This window comes from Variovorax boronicumulans (assembly GCF_019352895.1).
GTDB lineage: Bacteria > Pseudomonadota > Gammaproteobacteria > Burkholderiales > Burkholderiaceae_C > Variovorax > Variovorax boronicumulans_A.
In genome coordinates this window covers 442134-460928 of sequence record NZ_JAAAFX010000004.1, presented here as the reverse complement: position 1 = coordinate 460928, position 18795 = coordinate 442134, and the positions used below count along the sequence as shown (strand labels likewise).

Genomic DNA, 18795 nt, shown 5'->3' with positions numbered 1-18795 from the left:
CATGAACGACACCCCGCAACAGATTTCGACCCAGCGAGCCTCCATGAGAAAGCTTCCGAAGCGCATCGCCCTGGCGAGCGCCGTCACCAGTGCCTGCTTCGCCATGGGATGGGCCGCGGCCCAGACGCCGGCCCAGACCTCGGGATCGGACACCCGCCACGGCAGTGCCGAAGTGCGCGGCCGCATGCTCGACCGCAGTGCGGCCGACCCGCGCGCGGTGGAGATCTCCGGCACCGACGTGATCCCGCGCAGCGCCGAGCGCGAACTGCCCCAGGCGGTCTTCGTGCTGGGCGACAAGCGCGAGCTCGTGGGCGGCACGCCCGCCAGCACCATCGCTGCGCAGCAGACGCCGCGCAGCGACAGCAGCACGCCGCGCTTCGCCTCCGGTGCCGACCTGCTGCGGCCCGACGACCGCGAGCGCCTCGACCAGATCGTGGCGCAGGTGAAGGGCCGCACCGGCCTGCGCTTCGAGATCGTCGGCCACACCGACGTGCAGCGCATCAGCCCGCAACTGCAGCCGCGCTTCGCCGACAACCGGGCCCTGGGCCTGGCGCGCGCCGAGCAGGTGGGCCGCTACCTGACGCAGCAGCTCGGCCTGCCCGCGAGCGCGGCCAGCGCCGCCTCGCGCGGCGAGAGCGAGCCGCTGTCCACGCCAGCGCAGGACCCGGCGAACTGGGCCGCCAACCGGCGCGTCGAGGTGCGCGTCTACTGGACCGACGTGACGCCGGCCATCGTGCGCCCCGGCACGCCCGCCACCGACCCCACGGCCTGCGGCACGCTGACGGCCTTCGGCACCGACGAGGCGCCGCTGCGCATCACGGTCGACGGCCAGCTGCTGGGCGCCGACGGCATCGCCGCCACCAGCGCCGACCGCCAGCGCTGCGTCGACGTGCAGCTCGAGCGCAACCAGTTGCGCCTGCAGTACGACAACCTGTCGGCGCCGCGCCGCCTGAGCGCCTCGGCCTGGCCCGCCACCGTGGTGGCCGGCGACACCGTGCGCTTCGCCGGCTACAGCAACTACCGCCTGTTCACGGCCAAGGCCGAGCTGCGCCTGTTCACCGCCAACGACGTGATGCAACGCCGTCCGCTGGCCACCGTGCCGCTCGACGCCGAGATGCGCGGCGAGTGGACCGTGCCCGCGGGCCTGCTCGAACGCCATGCCGACGCCGGCGGCGGCAAGATCTACTACCGCCTGCGCGTCTACGACCGCCAGGGCCGCTTCGACGAGACCGACGACCTGTCGCTGTCGGTGGCCGAGCGCCACGTGCCCGACCTCAAGACGCCCGAGCCCGAGCGCGAGCTGCTGCAGGCCTACGGCAAGAGCAACCTCGCGATCGCCAACATCCCGCTGCAGGCCGGCACGGTGACCGCCAGCGGCGCGTCGATCCGCCCGGGCGAGACGGTGCGTGCACTGGGCTTTTCGGTGCCGGTGGACGACAACGGCCGCTTCGTGTTCCAGCAACTGGTGCCGCGCCGCGTGCAGACCGGCGAGATCGCCGTGGTCGACGCGCAGGGCGCCTCGCGCATCTACCGCCGCGACTTCGACCTGCCGACCAGCGACTGGTTCTTCATCGGCCAGGCCGACCTCACGATCGGCAAGAACAGCGTCAGCGGCCCGGCCGCGCTGGTGACCAACGACCGCAACCGCTACGGCGGCGGCAGCTGGAGCGAAGGCCGCCTGGCAGGCTACGCCAAGGGCCAGCTCAACGACCGTTGGACACTGACCGCCAGCCTCGACACCGAGGAGCGCCCGCTCGACGAGATGTTCCGCAACCTCGACCACAAGGACCCGACCTCGCTGTTCCGGCGCTTCGACCCGACCGAGTCGTGGAGCACCTTCGGCGACGACTCGACCTCGATCGAGGACGCTCCGACCCAGGGCCGCTTCTACCTGCGCGTGGACGACGGGCGCTCGCAGGCCATGTGGGGCAACTTCAAGCTCAACTTCGGTGACACCGAACTGACCCGCATCAGCCGCGGCCTCTACGGCTTCTACGGCCGCTACCTGGGCGACGAGACCACCTCCTTCGGCGAGGCACGGCTCAAGGTCGACGCCTATGCGGCCGAGCCCGGCACGCTGGCGGCGCGCGAGGAATTCCGCGGCACCGGCGGCTCGCTGTACTACCTTCGCAACCAGGACATCACGCGCGGCGCCGAGCGCGTGAGCATCGAGATCCGCGACCGCGACTCGGGCTTCGTGCTCAAGCGCTCGCAGCTGGTGCCCACCTCCGACTACGAGATCGACTACCTGCAGGGCCGTGTGCTGCTGTCCTCGCCGCTGTCCAGCCTGGCCGACGACGGCTCGCTGGTGCGCGCCGGCGGCTTCGCGGGCATGCCGGTCTACCTGGTGGTGGACTACGAATACACGCCGCTCACGAGTTCGCTCGACACCATGGCGACGGGCGCGCGCGTGTCGTGGTGGGCCAACGACCACGTGGGCGTGGGCGTGACCGCCGCGCGCCAGGACCAGATCGGCGCCGACCAGCGCCTGGCCGGTGCCGACATCACGCTGCGCAAGACCGAGAGCACCTACCTCAAGGCCGAGGTGGCGCGCAGCGAAGGCCCGGGCACGCACCAGCTCAACTCGCTGGACGGCGGCTTCAACTTCAGCTCGACGCAGTTCGGCAACGGGCCGACGGGCCGGGCCAACGCCTGGCGCCTCGAAGGCCAGAGCGACCTGCGCGACTTCGGCATCGCATCGGGCGGCCGCATCGGCGCCTACACCCAGTCGCGCGACGCGGGCTTCTCCGCGCCCGGCCAGTACGCGACCAACCAGACCACGCAGGTGGGCGCCTCGGCCAACGTGCCGATCGGCGAGACCGGCGAACTGCGCCTGAAGGCCGACCGCCGCGACGAACGCGACGGCTACAACAGCGACGTGCTCGATGTGCAGTACGGCTGGCAGTTCGCGCCGGCGTGGAAGCTGGGCCTGGGCCTGCGCCACGACGAGAAGAGCGGCGACTCGGTCATCACCAGCCCCTCGCTGCCCAGCACGCAGGCGGTGCACGGCGAGCGCACCGATGCCGCGGTGCAGCTCGAGTACACCGGCGCCGAACGCTACAGCCTCTACGGCTTCGCGCAGAAGAGCCTGCGCACGACCGGCACGCGGCAGGAGAACGACCGCCTGGGCCTGGGCGGCAAGTACCGCGTGACCGACAAGCTGGCGCTGCGCGCCGAGGTCTCGGGCGGCGACGGCGGCGCGGCCGGCAAGGCCGGCGTCGACTACCAGTACGACGACCGTTCCAGCGTCTACATGACCTACGTGGCCGACACCGGCCGCACCGACGAGAACCTGATCGGCCGCGGCGGCAACCTCGTGACCGGTGCGCGCTCGCGCGTCGGCGACGGGCTCACGCTGTTCACCGAGCACCGCCAGAGCACCGGCACCCAGCCGGGCCTGACCCATGCCTACGGCGTGCAGTACGCGCCCGACACGCGCTGGACCTTCGGCGTGAACTTCGAGAACGGCTGGATCGGCGCCGAGACCCTGGGCGTGATGAAGCGCGAGGCCGTGGCCACCACGGCCGGCTACTCGAGCGAGACCGTCAAGTACAGCGGCGGCATCGAGTACCGCAAGGACGCCGGCGCCGTGGAAGAGCGCACCAGCTGGCTGCTGAAGAATTCCTTCAGCTGGAAGGTGGACCGCGACGCGCGCTGGATCGGCAAGCTCAACTGGGCCGACAGCGACAGCAGCACCGGCGCGCTCAACGCCGCCAAGTACACCGAAGCCATGATCGGCTACGGCCTGCGTCCGGCGCTCAACGACAAGCTGAACCTGCTGTTCAAGTACACCTTCCTCTACGACCTCTCGTCGCCGGGGCAGGTGGTCAACACCGGCCTGGACAGCAACATGGGCACGGTCAACAGCACCGGCATCGACTACCAGCAGCGCAGCCACGTGTTCGCGGTCGATGCGACCTACGACATCAACCAGCGCTGGACCCTCGGCGGCAAGTACGCCTGGCGCCGCGGCGACCTGCGCATGAGCCGCGACAGCTCGGCGCCCTGGCTCAAGAGCACGGCCGAACTCGCCGTGGTGCGCGTCGACTGGAAGCTGGTGCGCAACTGGGACTGGATGCTGGAACTGCGCTCGCTGCGTGCCAAGGAACTGCAGGACCGCAAGACCGGCTGGCTCACGGCCGGGTACTACCACGTCAACGAGAACTTCAAGGTCGGCGTGGGCTACAACTTCACCGACTACTCCGACGACCTGACCGACCTGAGCTACCGCAGCAAGGGCTTCTTCCTGAACGTGCTCGGCAAGTTCTGATCCGGCGGCTCCCGCTGCGGGCGGGGGCTAGATGGGCAGGGCCGTCGTTGTCTTGACCTTGTCGAGCACGAAGCTGGTCTTGCAGTCCTGCACGCTGGGATGCTTGAGCAGCGTGTCCATCACGAAGCGCGAGTAGTGCGCCATGTCGGCCACCACCACGCGCAGCAGGTAGTCCATGTCGCCGGTGAGCGAGGCGCACTCGATCACCTCGGGCCAGCCCTGGATGGACGCGCGGAAGGCGTCCATCGGGTTGCGCTTGTGGCTCTCGGTGTGCTTTTCCAGCCGCACGTTGATGTAGGCCGTGAGCGGCAGGCCCACGCGCTCGGGCCGCAGCAGCGCGACGTAGCCCTGGATCACGCCCGATTCCTCCAGCCGCTTGACGCGCCGGAGCGTGGCGGAGGAGGACAGGCTCACCTGCGCCGCCAGCTCGTCGTAGGTGGCGCGGCCGTTGGCCTGCAACGCGCGAAGCACGCGCAAATCAATGGTGTCGAGTTCGACTGGAGCGCTCATGCGCCCTATTTTGCAGGAATCGTGCGTCACCTGCCTTGGCGCGGCTGCAAGTTGCAGGAATCGTGTGTGACGAGGGCCTAGCATCGAGTGCAACCCCACCTGAATTTCCTGGAGACACACGATGGCTGATCTGTACGAGAACCCCATGGGCCTGCAAGGCTTCGAATTCGTCGAGTTCGCATCCCCCACGCCGGGCGTGCTCGAACCCGTGTTCGAGATGATGGGCTTCACGCTCGTCGCCAAGCACCGCTCGAAGGACGTGGTGCTGTACCGCCAGGGCGACATCAACTTCATCGTCAACCGCGAACCCAAGAGCGCGGCCGCCTATTTCGCCGCCGAGCACGGCCCCTCGGCCTGCGGCATGGCCTTCCGCGTGAAGGATGCCCACAAGGCCTACAACCGTGCGCTGGAACTCGGCGCCCAGCCGATCGAGATCGCCACCGGCCCGATGGAACTGCGCCTGCCGGCCATCAAGGGCATCGGCGGCGCGCCGCTGTACCTGATCGACCGCTTCGAGGAAGGCAAGTCGATCTACGACATCGATTTCGAATTCATCGAGGGCGTGGACCGCCACCCGGTCGGCCACGGCCTCAAGCTGATCGACCACCTGACGCACAACGTCTACCGCGGCCGCATGACCTTCTGGGCCGACTTCTACGAGAAGCTGTTCAACTTCCGCGAGATCCGCTACTTCGACATCTCGGGCGAATACACCGGCCTCACGTCGAAGGCCATGTCCGCGCCCGACGGCATGATCCGCATCCCGCTGAACGAGGAATCGAAGAAGGGCGGCGGCCAGATCGAGGAGTTCCTGATGCAGTTCAACGGTGAAGGCATCCAGCACATCGCGCTGATCTGCGACGACCTGAAGGACGCGGTCGACAAGCTGGCCCTGGCCGGCGTGCAGACCGCCACCGCCCCCAACGACATTTACTACGAGATGCTCGACGGCCGCCTGCCGGGCCACGGCCAGAACGTGGCGGAACTGCAGTCGCGCGGCATCCTGATGGACGGCACCACCGAAGGCGGCCATGCGCGCCTGCTGCTGCAGATCTTCTCCACCCCGTCGCTGGGCCCGGTGTTCTTCGAGTTCATCGAGCGCCGCGGCAACTACCGCGAAGGCTTCGGCGAGGGCAACTTCAAGGCGCTGTTCGAATCGCTGGAACGCGACCAGATCCGCCGCGGCGTGCTGGACACCACCGAGGCCTGAACATGCTGGCCGCCGAAGCGACCAAGCACGGGCTCGCGGCCGGCGATGCCGCCCCGCCCGAGCGACCGGACTGGACCATCGACCAGGGCTGGAGCAACTACACGCCGGCCGAGCATGCGGTGTGGAAGACGCTGTTCGATCGCCAGACGAAGCTGCTGCCCGGCCGCGCCTGCGACGAATTCGTCGAGGGCATGAAGAACCTGCCGATCGGCGCCGAACGCATTCCCGATTTCGAGGAGCTCAGCGAGGTGCTGATGCAGCGCACCGGCTGGCAGGTGGTGGCGGTGCCGGGCCTGGTGCCCGACGAGGTGTTCTTCGAGCACCTGGCCAACCGGCGCTTTCCGTCGGGCAACTTCATCCGCAAGCCGCACGAGCTCGACTACCTGGAAGAGCCCGACGTCTTCCATGACGTGTTCGGCCATGTGCCGATGCTGATGAACCCTTCGATCGCCGACTACATCCAGGCCTACGGCCAGGGCGGTCTGCGCGCGAAGGAACTGGGCGTGCTCGACAAGCTGGCGCGGGTCTACTGGTACACGGTCGAGTTCGGCCTGATCCAGCAGCGCGACGGCCTGCGCATCTACGGCGCGGGCATCGCGTCCTCGCGCACCGAGAGCGTCTTCTCGCTCGAGGACGCCTCGCCGAACCGCATCGGCTTCGACCTGGAACGCGTGATGCGGACGAACTACCGCATCGACGATTTCCAGGAAAGCTACTTCGTCATCGACAGCCTGGCCCAGCTGCTCGACCTCGCGAAGATCGACTTCGCCCCGATCTACGACCGCATCGCCGGCCAACCCGAGCACCAGCCCGGCGACGTGCTGCCCGGCGACCGCGTGCTGGAGCGCGGCACGGGGCAATACCACGACGCCAAGCGCAAGCAGGCCAAGCCGGCCTGAGCGCGCAGCCGCCGTCGTCGTCGCGCCCTCTCCCTCTCTCTCTCTCTCTCTCTTTTCTTTACCAGGGACACCGCGGAACCGGCTTTGCCGGGCCGCTGGTGTCGCCCCCGGAAGGGGGAGGGCGAAGCGGACACGAAGTGCCGCGAGCCTTCGGGGGAGAGCCAGGTGCTACCGCGGAACCGGCTTTGCCGGGCCGCTGGTGTCGCCCCCGAAAGGGGGAGGGCGAAGCGGACACGAAGTGCCGCGTTGCCTTCGGGGGGAGCTAGTACTCAGCCACCTTGCGCCCGATTTCAGGCCACTTGCGGTGCAGCCACACCCACGCCACCAGCCCGATCCCCATCATCAGGATCGAGGTCACGGCCAGGGCCAGCGTCGAATGCATCACCAGCGGCGCGATCACGCCGGCCACCAGGCCGTTGGCGGTCGAGCCGATCACCGCCTGCAATGAAGACGCCATGCCGCGGCGCTCGGGGTGCAGGTCGAGCACCAGCAGCGTCACGACCGGCACCATCAGCGCCCAGCCGAAGGCGAAGAAGCCGATCGGCCACATGGCCCAGGCCGGATGCGGCGCGAACAGCGCGTTGGCGGCCACGTTGACCAGCGAGGTCACGAGCATGATCAGGAAGCCGTCGCGGATCTGCCGCTTGGGCGGCACCTTGCCGGCCATGCGGCCGCTGGCCCAGGCGCCGGCCATGATGCCGCCGATGGACATCAGGAAGAACCAGAAGAACTGGGTCGGTTCGAGGTGCAGGTGGTCGCCGAGGAAGGCCGGCGCCGACAGCACGTAGAGGAACATGCCGTTGAAGGGCACGCCGCTCGCGAGCGCGAGCAGCAGGAAGCGCGGGTCGGAGCACAGGTCCCAGTAGCCGCGCATCAGGTGGCGCGCATGGAAGGGCTGGCGATGCGTGGGGTGCAGCGTCTCGGGCAGCAGCTTCCAGTTGGCCACGAACAGCACCACGCCGACGCCCACCAGGAACCAGAAGATGCTGTGCCAGCCCGCATGCACGAACAGGAAGCCGCCGACGATGGGTGCGATGGCCGGCGCCACGCCGAAGTAGATCGTGACCTGCGCCATCACCTTCTGCGCCTCGGCCGGCGGGAACATGTCGCGGATCACCGCGCGCGACACCACGATGCCCGCGCCGGTCGACAGGCCCTGCAGCGCCCGGAACAGCACCAGCTGGCCGATGGTCTGCGACAACGCGCAACCCAGCGAGGCGATGGTGAACACCGCCAAGCCCCACAGCACCACCGGACGGCGGCCGAAGCTGTCCGACAGCGCGCCGTGGAACAGGTTCATGAAGGCGAAGCCGAACAGGTAGGCCGAGAGCGTCTGCTGCATCTCGACCGGCGTGGCGCCGATCGAGCGCGCGATGCCGGAGAACGCCGGGATGTAGGTGTCGATCGAGAACGGGCCCAGCATGCCGAGCACGGCCAGCAGCACCGCGAGGGCCCAGCGGGGCGCTTTCCAAAGGGTTTGAGCGTCGGGATTCATGCAGGCGATTCCGGGCTGGTCGAGCAGAAAGAAAAAGAGCGCCCGAAGGCGCTCATAGTATTTACCAGAAACACCGCGGAACCGGCTTCGCCGGGCCGCAGGTGTTGCCCCCGGTAGGGGGTGGGAGAAGCGACACGAAGTGCGCGAAGCCTGGGGGCGAGCTCAAAGTGTATCGATGAACGAGCGCAGCTTGTCCGAACGCGACGGGTGCTTGAGCTTGCGCAGCGCCTTGGCCTCGATCTGGCGGATGCGTTCACGCGTCACGTCGAACTGCTTGCCGACTTCTTCCAGCGTGTGGTCGGTCGACATCTCGATGCCGAAACGCATGCGCAGCACCTTGGCTTCGCGCGGCGTCAGCGAGTCGAGGATGTCCTTGACCACGTCGCGCAGGCCGGCCTGCATCGCGGCCTCGATGGGGGCCGTGTTGCTGCTGTCCTCGATGAAGTCGCCCAGGTGCGAATCGTCGTCGTCGCCGATCGGCGTTTCCATGGAGATCGGCTCTTTCGCGATCTTCATGATCTTGCGGATCTTGTCTTCCGGGATCTCCATCTTCGCGGCCAGGATGCCGGCGTCGGGCTCGAAGCCGAACTCCTGCAGATGCTGGCGCGAGATGCGGTTCATCTTGTTGATCGTCTCGATCATGTGCACCGGGATCCGGATGGTGCGGGCCTGGTCGGCGATCGAGCGCGTGATGGCCTGGCGAATCCACCACGTCGCATAGGTCGAGAACTTGTAGCCACGACGGTATTCGAACTTGTCGACCGCCTTCATCAGGCCGATGTTGCCTTCCTGGATCAGGTCCAGGAACTGCAGGCCGCGGTTGGTGTACTTCTTGGCGATGGAGATCACGAGGCGCAGGTTGGCCTCGATCATTTCCTTCTTGGCATCGCGCGACGAGCGTTCGCCGTCGTTCATGCGCTTGTTGATGTCCTTGAGCTGGGTCAGCGGCACCACCACGCTCGACTGGATGTCGGCGAGCTTCTGCTGCAGCTCCTGCACCGGCGGGATATTGCGCGCGAGCACCGTGCTCCAGGGCTTGCCGGCGGCGGCCTGCTTCTCGACCCACTTCTGGTTCAGCAGGTTCGACGCGATGCGGTTGCCGTTCTTGTCGTAGCCGCTGAAGTCGCGGATGAAGTCGTCCTGCGGGAAGCCGCACTTGTCCACGATGATGCGGCGCAGTTCGCGTTCCTTCTTGCGCACGTCGTCGACCTGCGTGCGCACCAGATCGCACAGCTTCTCGATGGTCTTGGCCGTGAAGCGGATGGTCATCAGCTCGTCGGACATGGCTTGCTGTGCCTTGTCGTAGGCCGGCGTGCCGTAGCCTTCCTTCTCGTAGATCTTGTGGATCTTCTCGAACATGCCGGCGATGCGGTCGAAGCGCTCGAGCGCGTCGCGCTTGAGCTCTTCCAGCTTCTTGGTCAGCGCCTTGGAGCCGCCCTTGCCGTCGTCGTCGTCTTCCTCGTCGAATTCATCGAAGTCTTCTTCGGCCACATAGTCATCGGCCTCGTTGGGGTTCGAGAAGCCGTCGACGATGGTCGAGATCACGACCTTGCCGTCACGGATGGTGGCGGCCATTTCCAGGATCGCTGCGATGGTCGCGGGCGATGCGGAGATCGCCTCCATCATGGCCATCAGGCCGCCTTCGATGCGCTTGGCGATCTCGATTTCGCCTTCGCGCGTCAGCAGCTCGACCGTGCCCATTTCGCGCATGTACATGCGGACCGGGTCGGTGGTGCGGCCGAACTCGCTGTCCACGGTGGACAGCGCGGCTTCGGCTTCTTCTTCGGCTTCCTCGACGGTGGCGGCGGTCGGCGCGACGTTGTTCTGGAACAGCGTCTCGGCATCCGGCGTCTGCTCGTACACGGCCACGCCCATGTCGTTGAGCATCGTGACCACGACTTCCATGGTCTCGGCATCGACCAGCTTGTCGGGCAAGTGGTCGGAGATTTCACCCTGCGTCAGGTAGCCGCGGGTCTTGCCCAGCGTAATCAGGGTCTTGAGGCGCGAGCGGCGCTTGGCCATGTCCTCTTCGGACAGGACGGTTTCGTCCAGGCCGAATTCCTTCATCAAGGCGCGTTCCTTCGCCTTGCTGATCTTCATGCGCAGCGGCTTGACCTTCTCGACGGTGGCCGTCTCGGTGCTGGCGGCGGGGGTCTCTTCCTCGGCGAACTCGGCTTCGACGTCGGAGAAGTCCTCTTCGATCTCACCGGCGTCGGCGCCGGCCTTGGGCTTGCGGCCGCGCTTGGCGCCGGTGGCAGGCGTGGCAGCGCCAGCGGCTTTGGGGGGACGACCGACCTTCTTGGCGGTGGCGGGGGCGGCGGCCTTGGCGGCGGCGGTCTTGGTCGGGTCGGCAGGAGTCGTTTTCGTGGGCACGGGTTTCACTTTCGTTGCGGCAGTCGCCTTGGACGCGGTGGCACTCTTCTTTGCAGGTGCAGGCGATGCTGTCGCTTTCAACGGTTTGGCCCCGGCGGGTTTCTTGGCAACGGACACGGCAGGCTTCTTTGAACTGGGCATACAACCTCGTAGGACAAGAATGAAACAAGCGGAATCACAGGCGCCACTGACCCGGCGCGGGCACGGACACAAGTCACGAGGAAGCGAGTCACGTCGACACGAGGGCGCGAAGCTCTGCGTGCGAGCGAACCGAAGTCCTCTCAAGAAGCAAGATGTAGGGCGAACATTTGGTATGCAATCCTTGCGGTGTATTGGCCCGTTTCCCTTTGGGAAGTGCGTTGCGCGTGGGGCCGGCCCGGAGGTGTTGCTGTCGCTCTTGCTTCATTCGCCGCGAGGCGAAGCCTTACATTATAGCGCCAAGCCCCTTTTCAAGTGCTTGCTTACCCTGGGACCCGCCAATTCCGGGGGCTAGCCGGGCACCGAAGGCTTCAGGCGGTGGCGCAGTTCCAGGCGCCGCGTCTCGAGCGCCTTGTAGCGCTCGAGCGCCTGCGGATCGCTGCCCACGGCGGCGATCGCCTCGCTCTGGCGCGCCTTGAGCAGGTCGTCGAGCATGAAGTCGAGCACGTTGCGCAGTTCCTTGGCCGCATCGGCCGCCTGCTCGCCCTCGGGGTCCGCGACAGGGCCGCCGTCCGGGCCGGTCATGAGGCGTTCGACCATGGCCTCGAAGGGCTGGCCGCGCAGGCCTTCGCGCAGTGCGGCCCAGGGCTGGACGCCATGCTCGTGCATCTGGCCGTCGAGCCAGGTGAACAGCTGGCCGTGCTCGCCCGGCAGCGCGCACAGCAGCTCGTGCAGTTCGTGCGACTGGGCTTCCCATTCGTGCATGTTCGACAGCAGCAGCCGGGCGGCCACGTCGGCCCGGCCCGGTGGGCGCAGGCGCGGCCGCGTCGCGGAACCGTCGGTGGAACCGAAGCTGCCGCGCGCACTGCGCCAGTCGCCGCCCTTGCCCTTTCCCTTGCCGCCTTTGCTACCCCAGCTGACGCGGTCCTTGCGGTTGCCCCAGCCTGCGTTGATGGGCGTGCCGTCGTCCTCGTAGCGCGGGGCGCCTGCTGCCGGGGGGCTCGGGTTGCCCTGGTAGCCCTGGTAGTCCGAAGCGTCGGGGTAGTCGAGATAGTCCGGCGGCGCGTCGCGCGAGGCCTCGCGGGGTGCGTCGCGGCGGGCGCCGCCGCGCGCCGGGGCTGCGGCGGACCACAGCGCCTCGATGTCCGCGGCGCCCAGCTGCACCAGCTCGGCGATCTCGCCCAGCAGCTGCCGCTTCAGGGCGCCGTCGGGCATGGCGCTCCAGAGCGGGCGGGCGTTGGCCGTCATGTGGGCGCGCCCTTCGGCGCTGCCCAGGTCGCAGCCTTCGCGCGCGGCCTCGATCATGAAGCGGCTCAGCGGCGTGGCCTCGCTCACGAAGCGGGCGAAGGCCTCGGCGCCGTGCTCGCGGATGAAGCTGTCGGGGTCGTGCTCGGCCGGCAGGAACAGGAACTTGACGCTGCGCACGTCGGTGGCATAGGGCAGGGCGCCGTCGAGCGCCTTGCGGGCCGCGCGCCGGCCCGCGGCGTCGCCGTCGAAGCTGAAGACCACCGAATCGGTGAAGCGGAACAGCTTCTGCACATGCTCGGTGGTGCAGGCCGTGCCCAGCGTGGCGACGGCGTTCGGGAAGCCCAGCTGCGCCAGCGCCACCACGTCCATGTAGCCTTCGGTGACCAGCGCGTAGCCGCGGTCGCGGAAGGCGGCGCGCGCCTCGTACAGGCCGTAGAGCTCGCGGCCCTTGCTGAAGACAGGGGTCTCGGGCGAGTTGAGGTACTTGGGCTTCTCGTCGCCCAGCACGCGGCCGCCGAAGCCGATGCATTCGCCCTTGACGTTGCGGATCGGGAACATCACGCGGTCGCGGAAGCGGTCGTAGCGCTTGTCCTCGCCGTCTTCGCCCACGATCACCAGCCCGCTTTCGGCCAGCAGGGGGTTGTCGTACTCGGGGAACACGCCGGCCAGCGTGCGCCAGCCCGGCGGAGCGTAGCCGATGCCGAACTGCTTGGCGACCTCGCCCGAGACGCCGCGGCCCTTGAGGTACTCGATGGCGCCGGGCGCCTGCCGCAGCTGCTTGCGGTAGGCCTCGCCGGCCTTCTCGAGCACGTCGGTCAGCGTGGCCTGCTTCTGCCGCTGGTTGGCGGCGCGGGCGCGCTCCTCGGGCGAGGCATCGTCCTCGGGCACCTGCAGGCCATACTGGCCGGCCAGGTCGTGCACCGCTTCCACGAAGCCCATGCCCGCATGTTCCATGAGGAAACCGATGGCATTGCCGTGCACGCCGCAACCGAAGCAGTGATAGAACTGCTTGGTCGGGCTGACCGAGAACGAGGGCGACTTCTCGCCGTGGAAGGGGCACAGCCCCATGAAATTGGCGCCGGCCTTCTTGAGGGGCACATAGCGCCCGACGATTTCCACCACGTCGGCGCGCGCGATGAGTTCCTGGATGAAAGATGCGGGGATGGTCATGGTGGCGCGGAGCGGCAAATCATACGCAAGCGGCTGACACGGTGCGCGCGGGCATGCCGGCATACTGCATCCGACACCCCGCTCATTCCATGCCCAGCCTTCGCCTCGCCCACCTCACGCCGCTGCTCCAGCATCCGTTGCGCTTCCTGTGGTCGGCCCTCAAGAGCTTCAAGGCCAACCAGGGCCTGCTGCTGGCCGGCGCCGTGGCCTATTACGCGCTGCTGTCGATGGTGCCGCTGCTGATCCTCAGCGTGATCGCGCTCTCGCACGTGATCGAGCAGGCCGAGCTGCTGGCGACCGTGGGCCGCTACCTGGAATGGCTGCTGCCCGGCCAGTCGCGTGCGGTGGTCGACGAGCTGCGCAATTTCCTGGCCCACCGCGACGTGCTCGGGCCGGTGCTGCTGGTGACCATGATCTTCTTCAGTTCGCTGGCCTTCACCGTGCTCGAGAGCGCGATGGCGAACATCTTCCACCACCGCAAGGCCGAGCGTTCACGGCACTTCCTGGTGTCGGCGGTGATGCCCTACCTCTACATCCTGTTCCTGTGCGTGGGCCTGCTGCTGGTGACGCTGGTGTCGGGTGCGCTGCAGCTGATCGGCCAGGAGAGCGTCGACCTGTTCGGCTACAGCTGGTCGCTGTCGGGCGTGTCGGGTGTGCTGCTCTACCTTCTGGGGCTGGCGGGCGAGATCTTCATGCTGACCTCGCTCTACCTGGTGATGCCCGTCGGCCACCTGTCGCTGCGCCACGCCCTGCTGGGTGGCGTGACCGCCACGCTGCTCTGGGAGATCACGCGGCGCGTGCTGGTCTGGTATTTCTCGACGCTGTCGCAGGTCAGCGTGGTCTACGGCTCGCTCACCACCGCCATCGTGGTCCTGCTGAGCCTGGAAATCGCCGCCACGCTGGTGCTGTTCGGCGCCCAGGTCATCGCACAGTACGAGCGGCTGGAGGCCAGGCAGGCCACGGCCTGACGCGCAGGCGAAAGGCCAGGGACACCGCGGAACCGGCTTTGCCGGGCCGCCGGTGTCGCCCCCGGAAGGGGGAAGGCGAAGCGACACGCAGTGCGCGAGCCCTCGGGGGAGAGCCAAGTGCGACTGCGGAACCGGCTTTGCCGGGCCGCCGCCCTCGGGGGGGCCGATTACTTCGGCGCGAGACGGATCGCGCCGTCCAGCCGGATCACCTCGCCATTGAGCATCTCGTTCTCGATGATGTGCTTCGCCAGCTTGGCGTAGTCCTCCGGCGTGCCCAGGCGCGACGGGAAGGGCACGTTGGCGGCCAGCGCGTCCTGCACTTCCTGGGGCATGCCGAACAGCATCGGGGTGCCGAAGATGCCGGGGGCGATGGTCATGTTGCGGATGCCGCTGCGCGCCAGGTCGCGTGCGATCGGCAGCGTCATGCCCACCACGCCACCCTTGGAGGCGGCGTAGGCGGCCTGGCCGATCTGGCCGTCGTAGGCCGCGACCGAGGCGGTCGAGATCAGCACGCCGCGTTCGCCCGTGGCTTCGGGCTCGTTCTTGGCCATGGCGTCGGCGGCCAGGCGGATCATGTTGAAGCTGCCGATCAGGTTGATGGTCACCGTCTTGCTGAAGGCGGCCAGCGCGTGCGGGCCGTTCTTGCCGACGGTCTTCTCGCCGATCGCGATGCCGGCGCAGTTGACCAGGCCGACCAGCTTGCCCAGCTTCAGGGCGGCGGCGACGGCGGCCTGGCCGTCGGCTTCCTGCGTCACGTCGCAGCGCACGAACACGCCACCGATCTCGCGGGCCACGGCCTCGCCCTTGTCGGCCTGCATGTCGGCCACCACCACCTTGGCGCCCTGGGCCGCCAGCATCCGCGCCGTGCCCTCGCCCAGCCCCGAGGCCGCGCCCGTGACGATGAAAACCTTGCCTTCGATCTGCATGTTCGTATCTCCTGATGTAGAGCGGGGATTATCGAAGACGCGCGCGGCAGGGGGCAAAGTGCGCGCCCATGAAAAAAGGCCTCGTCGCGAGACGAGGCCTTGAAAGGGCCCACGGAGGACCCGGAGACAACTTGCAGGAGGGCTCAGCGCTTGCGCGAAGCAGCGGTGGTGGTCTTGGCAGCGTTCACGGCGGTGGCGGACACCGCGTTGAAGTTGGCTTCAGCCACGTCCGAGGCTTGCTTGACGGCCTTCTGAACCGATTCGAAGGCGTTGTTCGCGGCAGCGACGGCGCTCTTCATCACGGCGACGGCGGTTTCCGAACCGGCCGGTGCGTTCTTGGCGGCGCTGTCGACCAGGCCGACGAAGGACTGCTGGGCTTCAGCGGCCTTGGCTTCGAAAGCCTTGCCGAATTCGCTGCCGGCGCCTTGGGCGATGTCATACAGGTGACGGCTGTAGGCCGCGGTCTTCTCGGCCAGCGGCTGGAACAGGCTGGCCTGCAGGGCCAGCAGTTCCTGGGCGTCCTTGACGCTCAGCACCGCTTGCGTGGTGTTGGCGGCTTCGCTCAGGGCGGCCTTGGAAGCGGTCACGTTCAGTTCGACGAGCTTCTCGACGCCTTCGAAGGCCTTGGAGGTCAGGCCGAACAGGGTTTCGAGGTTGGCTTTTTGGGCGGCGAGGATTTGGTCAGCGGTCAGTGCCATGGTGTTAGCTCCAGAAATGGTGGATGGAATGGATCACGTTTGCGCTGCGCCTGTCTCGTCTATGTTGCGGTGCAGCATGGCCTCAAGTATAGGGAGATGCACGCCGCAAGCAAGGGTTTGGGCGCGCGTTGCCGCTGTTTAGGAGGCACTGTCTAAAACCGTGCGAGCTTGAGCCGGCGCAGGGCGGGTGGCGCTGGCGCCGGGCTGGCAGAATGCCGCGCCATGACGTCCCCTTCGTCCCCTTCGTCCCCTTCGTCCCCTCCGTCTCCCCCATTGCCCCGCGCCCGCCCGGAGCGGCGCGACAGCTACAGCGCCTTTCGCAGCATCTCCACGCGGTGGGCCGACAACGACATGTACGGGCACGTGAACAACGTCGTCTACTACAGCTGGTTCGACACGGCGGTCAATGCACTGCTCATCGAGCGCGGTGCACTGGACATCCACCAGGGCCGGACGATCGGCTTCGTGGTGGAGACCCATTGCAACTATTTCGCGCCGCTGGCCTTCCCCCAGACCGTGGAAGCCGGCATCCGGGTGGCGCATGCCGGCGGTTCGAGCGTCCGCTACGAGATCGGCCTGTTCGCGGAGGGCGCCGCCGAGGCGGCTGCCCAAGGGCATTTCGTGCATGTGTATGTCGATCGCGCCACGCAGCGGCCGGTGCCCTTGCCCGACGCCTTGCGCCAGGTGGTCGAGTCGCTGCAAGTGCGCAGAGCCTGACGGACGAACGGCGCCCGAAGGCGCCGCATCGATTCGTCAGGGGACGACGATCACATCTTCTTCATGGCCTTGATGTCGGCCTTGCCCTTGGCTTCGTCGGCCTTGGCCTGCTTCACGCAAGCGCTCTTGGCATCACCGGTCTGGTCGTCGCACTTTTCCTTGGCGACGTTGTAGGCCATCGCGACCTTTTCTTCGGCGACCTTGCGTGCATGGGCATCGCTGGGCTTGTACTGCTGTTCCAGATCGGCCTTGGCGACCTTCTCGGTGCCTTCGGCTTCCTTCTGGCAGACATCCTTGGCGTTGTCCTTCATCGTGTCGCACTGCGCCTTGGCGACCTTGTAGTCGGCCTCGATCTTTTCCTTGGCGACCTTGTATTCGTCCTTGGTCAGGGCGCTGGCCTGCACGCCGATGAAGCAGGTCGAAGCGATGGCGAGCATGAGCAGATGTTTTTTCATGAGAGTTCTCTGTTGAGTTTTGGGTGGGTTTTTGGAGAGGGGAAAGGGGAGGGGCTCAGTACTTCTCGAACCAGAGCGCGCTGGGCGTGCGACCGTCGGCCGATTCCCAGGCCTTGACCTGCTGTTCGGCTTCGTCGCGGCTGATGCCATGGCGTTCCTGGATGCGGCCCAGGAGCTGGTCGCGCTTGCCGGCGATGACGTCGAAGTCGTCGTCGGTCAGCTTGCCCCATTGCTCCTTGACCTTGCCCTTGAGCTGCTTCCAGTTGCCTTCGATGGTGTCCTTGTTCATGTCGGTCTCCTTCAGAGTCAGATGAATCGATGGCCGCTCTGCCGTGTGGTGGAGCTGTTTGGCCGGCGTGAAGTCACTGTAGAAGCAGCCCCATTCCCCCTCTGGTAGGACGCCCGGGGATGCAACCGTAGGCACAAGCCGACGGGGACCGTGATAATCGAGCGCACGCCGATACGACACCGAGACAAGCGCGCCGAACCATGATCATTCACAGCCTGCTGGACACCGACCTCTACAAGTTCACGATGATGCAGGTCGTGCTGCACCACTTCCCGGGGGCGCGCGTCGAGTACCGCTTCAAGTGCCGCAACCCCGGCGTCGACCTGGCGCGCTACGCCAGCGAGATCCGCGAGGAGATACGGGGCCTCTGTTCACTGCAGTTCAAGGACGCCGAACTGTCCTACCTGCGCTCGATGCGCTTCATCAAGAGCGACTTCGTCGACTTCCTCGGGCTGTTCCGGCTCAACGAGAAGTACATCGACATCACGCCGCTGCCCAACGGCGAGCTCGACATCAGCATCAAGGGCCCCTGGCTGCACACGATCCTGTTCGAGATCCCGGTGCTGGCCATCGTCAACGAGGTCTACTTCCGCAACACCCAGCCCCAGGCCGATGTCGCCGAGGGCCGGCGCCGGCTCGAGACCAAGATCGGGCAGCTTCAGGCCGATGGCCTGTCGGACCTGAAGATCGCCGACTACGGCACCCGCCGCCGCTTCTCCAAGTCCTGGCACGAAGAGGTGCTGCGCACGCTCAACACGCGGCTCGGCGCGGTCACCACGCCCGTACAGCGCGGCGTTCAGCTGCCGCAACTCGCCGGCACCAGCAACGTGCTCTACGCCATGAAGCTCGGCCTGATTCCGCTGGGCACCATGGCCCACGAGTACCTGCAGGCCTGCCAGGCGCTGGGCCCGCGGCTGCGCGACAGCCAGATCTTCGGCTTTGAGTCGTGGGCCCGCGAGTACCGCGGCGACCTGGGCATCGCGTTGTCCGACGTCTACGGCATGAACGCCTTCCTGCGCGACTTCGACCTGTACTTCTGCAAGCTCTTCGATGGCGCGCGCCACGACAGCGGCGACCCGTTCCAGTGGGGCGAGCGCATGCTGGCGCACTACATCGCCAACCGGGTCGATCCGCTGACCAAGACGCTGATCTTCAGCGACGGCCTGACGGTGCCGCGCACCATCGAGCTGTACCGGCAGTTCCGCGGCCGCTGCCAGCTGGCCTTCGGCATCGGCACCAACCTGACCAACGACCTGGGCTACGAGCCGCTGCAGATCGTGATCAAGATGATCCGCTGCAACGACCAGCCGGTCGCCAAGCTGTCCGACACACCCTCCAAGAACATGTGCGAAGACGAGAAGTACCTGGCCTACCTGCGCCAGGTCTTCGAGATCGCGCAGCCCGCCGCGTGAGCCGCGGCGTTCTCGGC

Annotated in this window: 14 protein-coding genes; 6 read left to right on the top strand and 8 right to left on the bottom strand. The window is 67.2% G+C overall.

Annotated elements, in window-relative coordinates:
* The first annotated feature begins 43 nt into the window (after positions 1-43).
* Positions 44-4270, top strand: a complete 4227-nt coding sequence (locus K0H49_RS03855) for an OmpA family protein (protein ID WP_219209807.1) — start codon at positions 44-46, stop codon at positions 4268-4270.
* A 27-nt stretch (positions 4271-4297) separates the two neighbouring features.
* On the opposite strand, the gene K0H49_RS03850 is transcribed toward K0H49_RS03855, so the two are convergent.
* On the bottom strand, positions 4298-4780 hold the full coding sequence (locus K0H49_RS03850) for an Lrp/AsnC family transcriptional regulator (RefSeq protein WP_183023974.1): 483 nt from the start codon (positions 4778-4780) through the stop codon (positions 4298-4300).
* Positions 4781-4901: 121 nt separating this feature from the next.
* Here K0H49_RS03850 and hppD point away from each other — a divergent pair, with 121 nt between their 5' ends.
* Entirely contained in the window at positions 4902-5990 is a 1089-nt protein-coding gene (hppD, locus tag K0H49_RS03845; protein ID WP_219209806.1) for a 4-hydroxyphenylpyruvate dioxygenase, read from the top strand.
* Positions 5991-5992: 2 nt separating this feature from the next.
* Positions 5993-6889 carry a phenylalanine 4-monooxygenase gene (gene phhA, locus K0H49_RS03840; protein WP_219209805.1) on the top strand — a complete coding sequence of 299 codons (897 nt, stop codon included), beginning with the start codon at positions 5993-5995 and terminating at the stop codon, positions 6887-6889.
* A gap of 262 nt (positions 6890-7151) precedes the next feature.
* On the opposite strand, the gene K0H49_RS03835 is transcribed toward phhA, so the two are convergent.
* From K0H49_RS03835 to dnaG, 3 genes are all read right to left on the bottom strand, one after another.
* Positions 7152-8384: a multidrug effflux MFS transporter gene (locus K0H49_RS03835; RefSeq protein WP_219209804.1), complete on the bottom strand. Its 1233-nt coding sequence runs from the start codon at positions 8382-8384 to the stop codon at positions 7152-7154.
* 162 nt (positions 8385-8546) lie between these two features.
* On the bottom strand, positions 8547-10898 hold the full coding sequence (gene rpoD / locus K0H49_RS03830) for an RNA polymerase sigma factor RpoD (protein ID WP_219209803.1): 2352 nt from the start codon (positions 10896-10898) through the stop codon (positions 8547-8549).
* Between the two features lie 348 nt (positions 10899-11246).
* Positions 11247-13313, bottom strand: a complete 2067-nt coding sequence (gene dnaG, locus K0H49_RS03825) for a DNA primase (protein WP_219209802.1) — start codon at positions 13311-13313, stop codon at positions 11247-11249.
* A gap of 89 nt (positions 13314-13402) precedes the next feature.
* Here dnaG and K0H49_RS03820 point away from each other — a divergent pair, with 89 nt between their 5' ends.
* On the top strand, positions 13403-14281 hold the full coding sequence (locus K0H49_RS03820; protein ID WP_219209801.1) for a YihY/virulence factor BrkB family protein: 879 nt from the start codon (positions 13403-13405) through the stop codon (positions 14279-14281).
* Positions 14282-14448: 167 nt separating this feature from the next.
* Here the strand turns inward: K0H49_RS03820 and K0H49_RS03815 are convergent, their stop codons facing one another.
* Together K0H49_RS03815 and K0H49_RS03810 are read right to left on the bottom strand one after the other, a co-directional pair.
* The gene (locus tag K0H49_RS03815) at positions 14449-15207 is read right to left on the bottom strand and encodes a 3-hydroxyacyl-CoA dehydrogenase (RefSeq protein WP_219209800.1); all 759 of its coding nucleotides are present in this window, start codon (positions 15205-15207) and stop codon (positions 14449-14451) included.
* Between the two features lie 143 nt (positions 15208-15350).
* The gene (locus K0H49_RS03810) at positions 15351-15905 is read right to left on the bottom strand and encodes a phasin family protein (RefSeq protein ID WP_219209799.1); all 555 of its coding nucleotides are present in this window, start codon (positions 15903-15905) and stop codon (positions 15351-15353) included.
* A 222-nt stretch (positions 15906-16127) separates the two neighbouring features.
* Between K0H49_RS03810 and K0H49_RS03805 the strand changes: the two genes are divergently transcribed.
* Positions 16128-16622, top strand: a complete 495-nt coding sequence (locus tag K0H49_RS03805; RefSeq protein WP_219209798.1) for an acyl-CoA thioesterase — start codon at positions 16128-16130, stop codon at positions 16620-16622.
* A 50-nt stretch (positions 16623-16672) separates the two neighbouring features.
* Here K0H49_RS03805 and K0H49_RS03800 read toward each other — a convergent pair whose 3' ends face one another.
* Both K0H49_RS03800 and K0H49_RS03795 read right to left on the bottom strand, forming a co-directional pair.
* The gene (locus tag K0H49_RS03800; RefSeq protein WP_219209797.1) at positions 16673-17077 is read right to left on the bottom strand and encodes a hypothetical protein; all 405 of its coding nucleotides are present in this window, start codon (positions 17075-17077) and stop codon (positions 16673-16675) included.
* Between the two features lie 55 nt (positions 17078-17132).
* Positions 17133-17366, bottom strand: coding sequence for a CsbD family protein (locus tag K0H49_RS03795; protein WP_183023963.1), 234 nt, complete (start codon positions 17364-17366; stop codon positions 17133-17135).
* A gap of 200 nt (positions 17367-17566) precedes the next feature.
* Here K0H49_RS03795 and pncB point away from each other — a divergent pair, with 200 nt between their 5' ends.
* Entirely contained in the window at positions 17567-18778 is a 1212-nt protein-coding gene (gene pncB / locus K0H49_RS03790; protein WP_219209796.1) for a nicotinate phosphoribosyltransferase, read from the top strand.
* Positions 18779-18795: the final 17 nt, after the last annotated feature.

Excerpts from the sequence above, each read along its gene's own strand:
- K0H49_RS03855 (WP_219209807.1), top strand. The coding sequence starts at position 44 with ATGAGAAAGCTTCCGAAGCGCATCGCCCTGGCGAGCGCCGTCACCAGT.
- K0H49_RS03850 (WP_183023974.1), bottom strand. The coding sequence starts at position 4,780 with ATGAGCGCTCCAGTCGAACTCGACACCATTGATTTGCGCGTGCTTCGC.
- hppD (WP_219209806.1), top strand. The coding sequence starts at position 4,902 with ATGGCTGATCTGTACGAGAACCCCATGGGCCTGCAAGGCTTCGAATTC.
- phhA (WP_219209805.1), top strand. The coding sequence starts at position 5,993 with ATGCTGGCCGCCGAAGCGACCAAGCACGGGCTCGCGGCCGGCGATGCC.
- K0H49_RS03835 (WP_219209804.1), bottom strand. The coding sequence starts at position 8,384 with ATGAATCCCGACGCTCAAACCCTTTGGAAAGCGCCCCGCTGGGCCCTC.
- rpoD (WP_219209803.1), bottom strand. The coding sequence starts at position 10,898 with ATGCCCAGTTCAAAGAAGCCTGCCGTGTCCGTTGCCAAGAAACCCGCC.
- dnaG (WP_219209802.1), bottom strand. The coding sequence starts at position 13,313 with ATGACCATCCCCGCATCTTTCATCCAGGAACTCATCGCGCGCGCCGAC.
- K0H49_RS03820 (WP_219209801.1), top strand. The coding sequence starts at position 13,403 with ATGCCCAGCCTTCGCCTCGCCCACCTCACGCCGCTGCTCCAGCATCCG.
- K0H49_RS03815 (WP_219209800.1), bottom strand. The coding sequence starts at position 15,207 with ATGCAGATCGAAGGCAAGGTTTTCATCGTCACGGGCGCGGCCTCGGGG.
- K0H49_RS03810 (WP_219209799.1), bottom strand. The coding sequence starts at position 15,905 with ATGGCACTGACCGCTGACCAAATCCTCGCCGCCCAAAAAGCCAACCTC.
- K0H49_RS03805 (WP_219209798.1), top strand. The coding sequence starts at position 16,128 with ATGACGTCCCCTTCGTCCCCTTCGTCCCCTTCGTCCCCTCCGTCTCCC.
- K0H49_RS03800 (WP_219209797.1), bottom strand. The coding sequence starts at position 17,077 with ATGAAAAAACATCTGCTCATGCTCGCCATCGCTTCGACCTGCTTCATC.
- K0H49_RS03795 (WP_183023963.1), bottom strand. The coding sequence starts at position 17,366 with ATGAACAAGGACACCATCGAAGGCAACTGGAAGCAGCTCAAGGGCAAG.
- pncB (WP_219209796.1), top strand. The coding sequence starts at position 17,567 with ATGATCATTCACAGCCTGCTGGACACCGACCTCTACAAGTTCACGATG.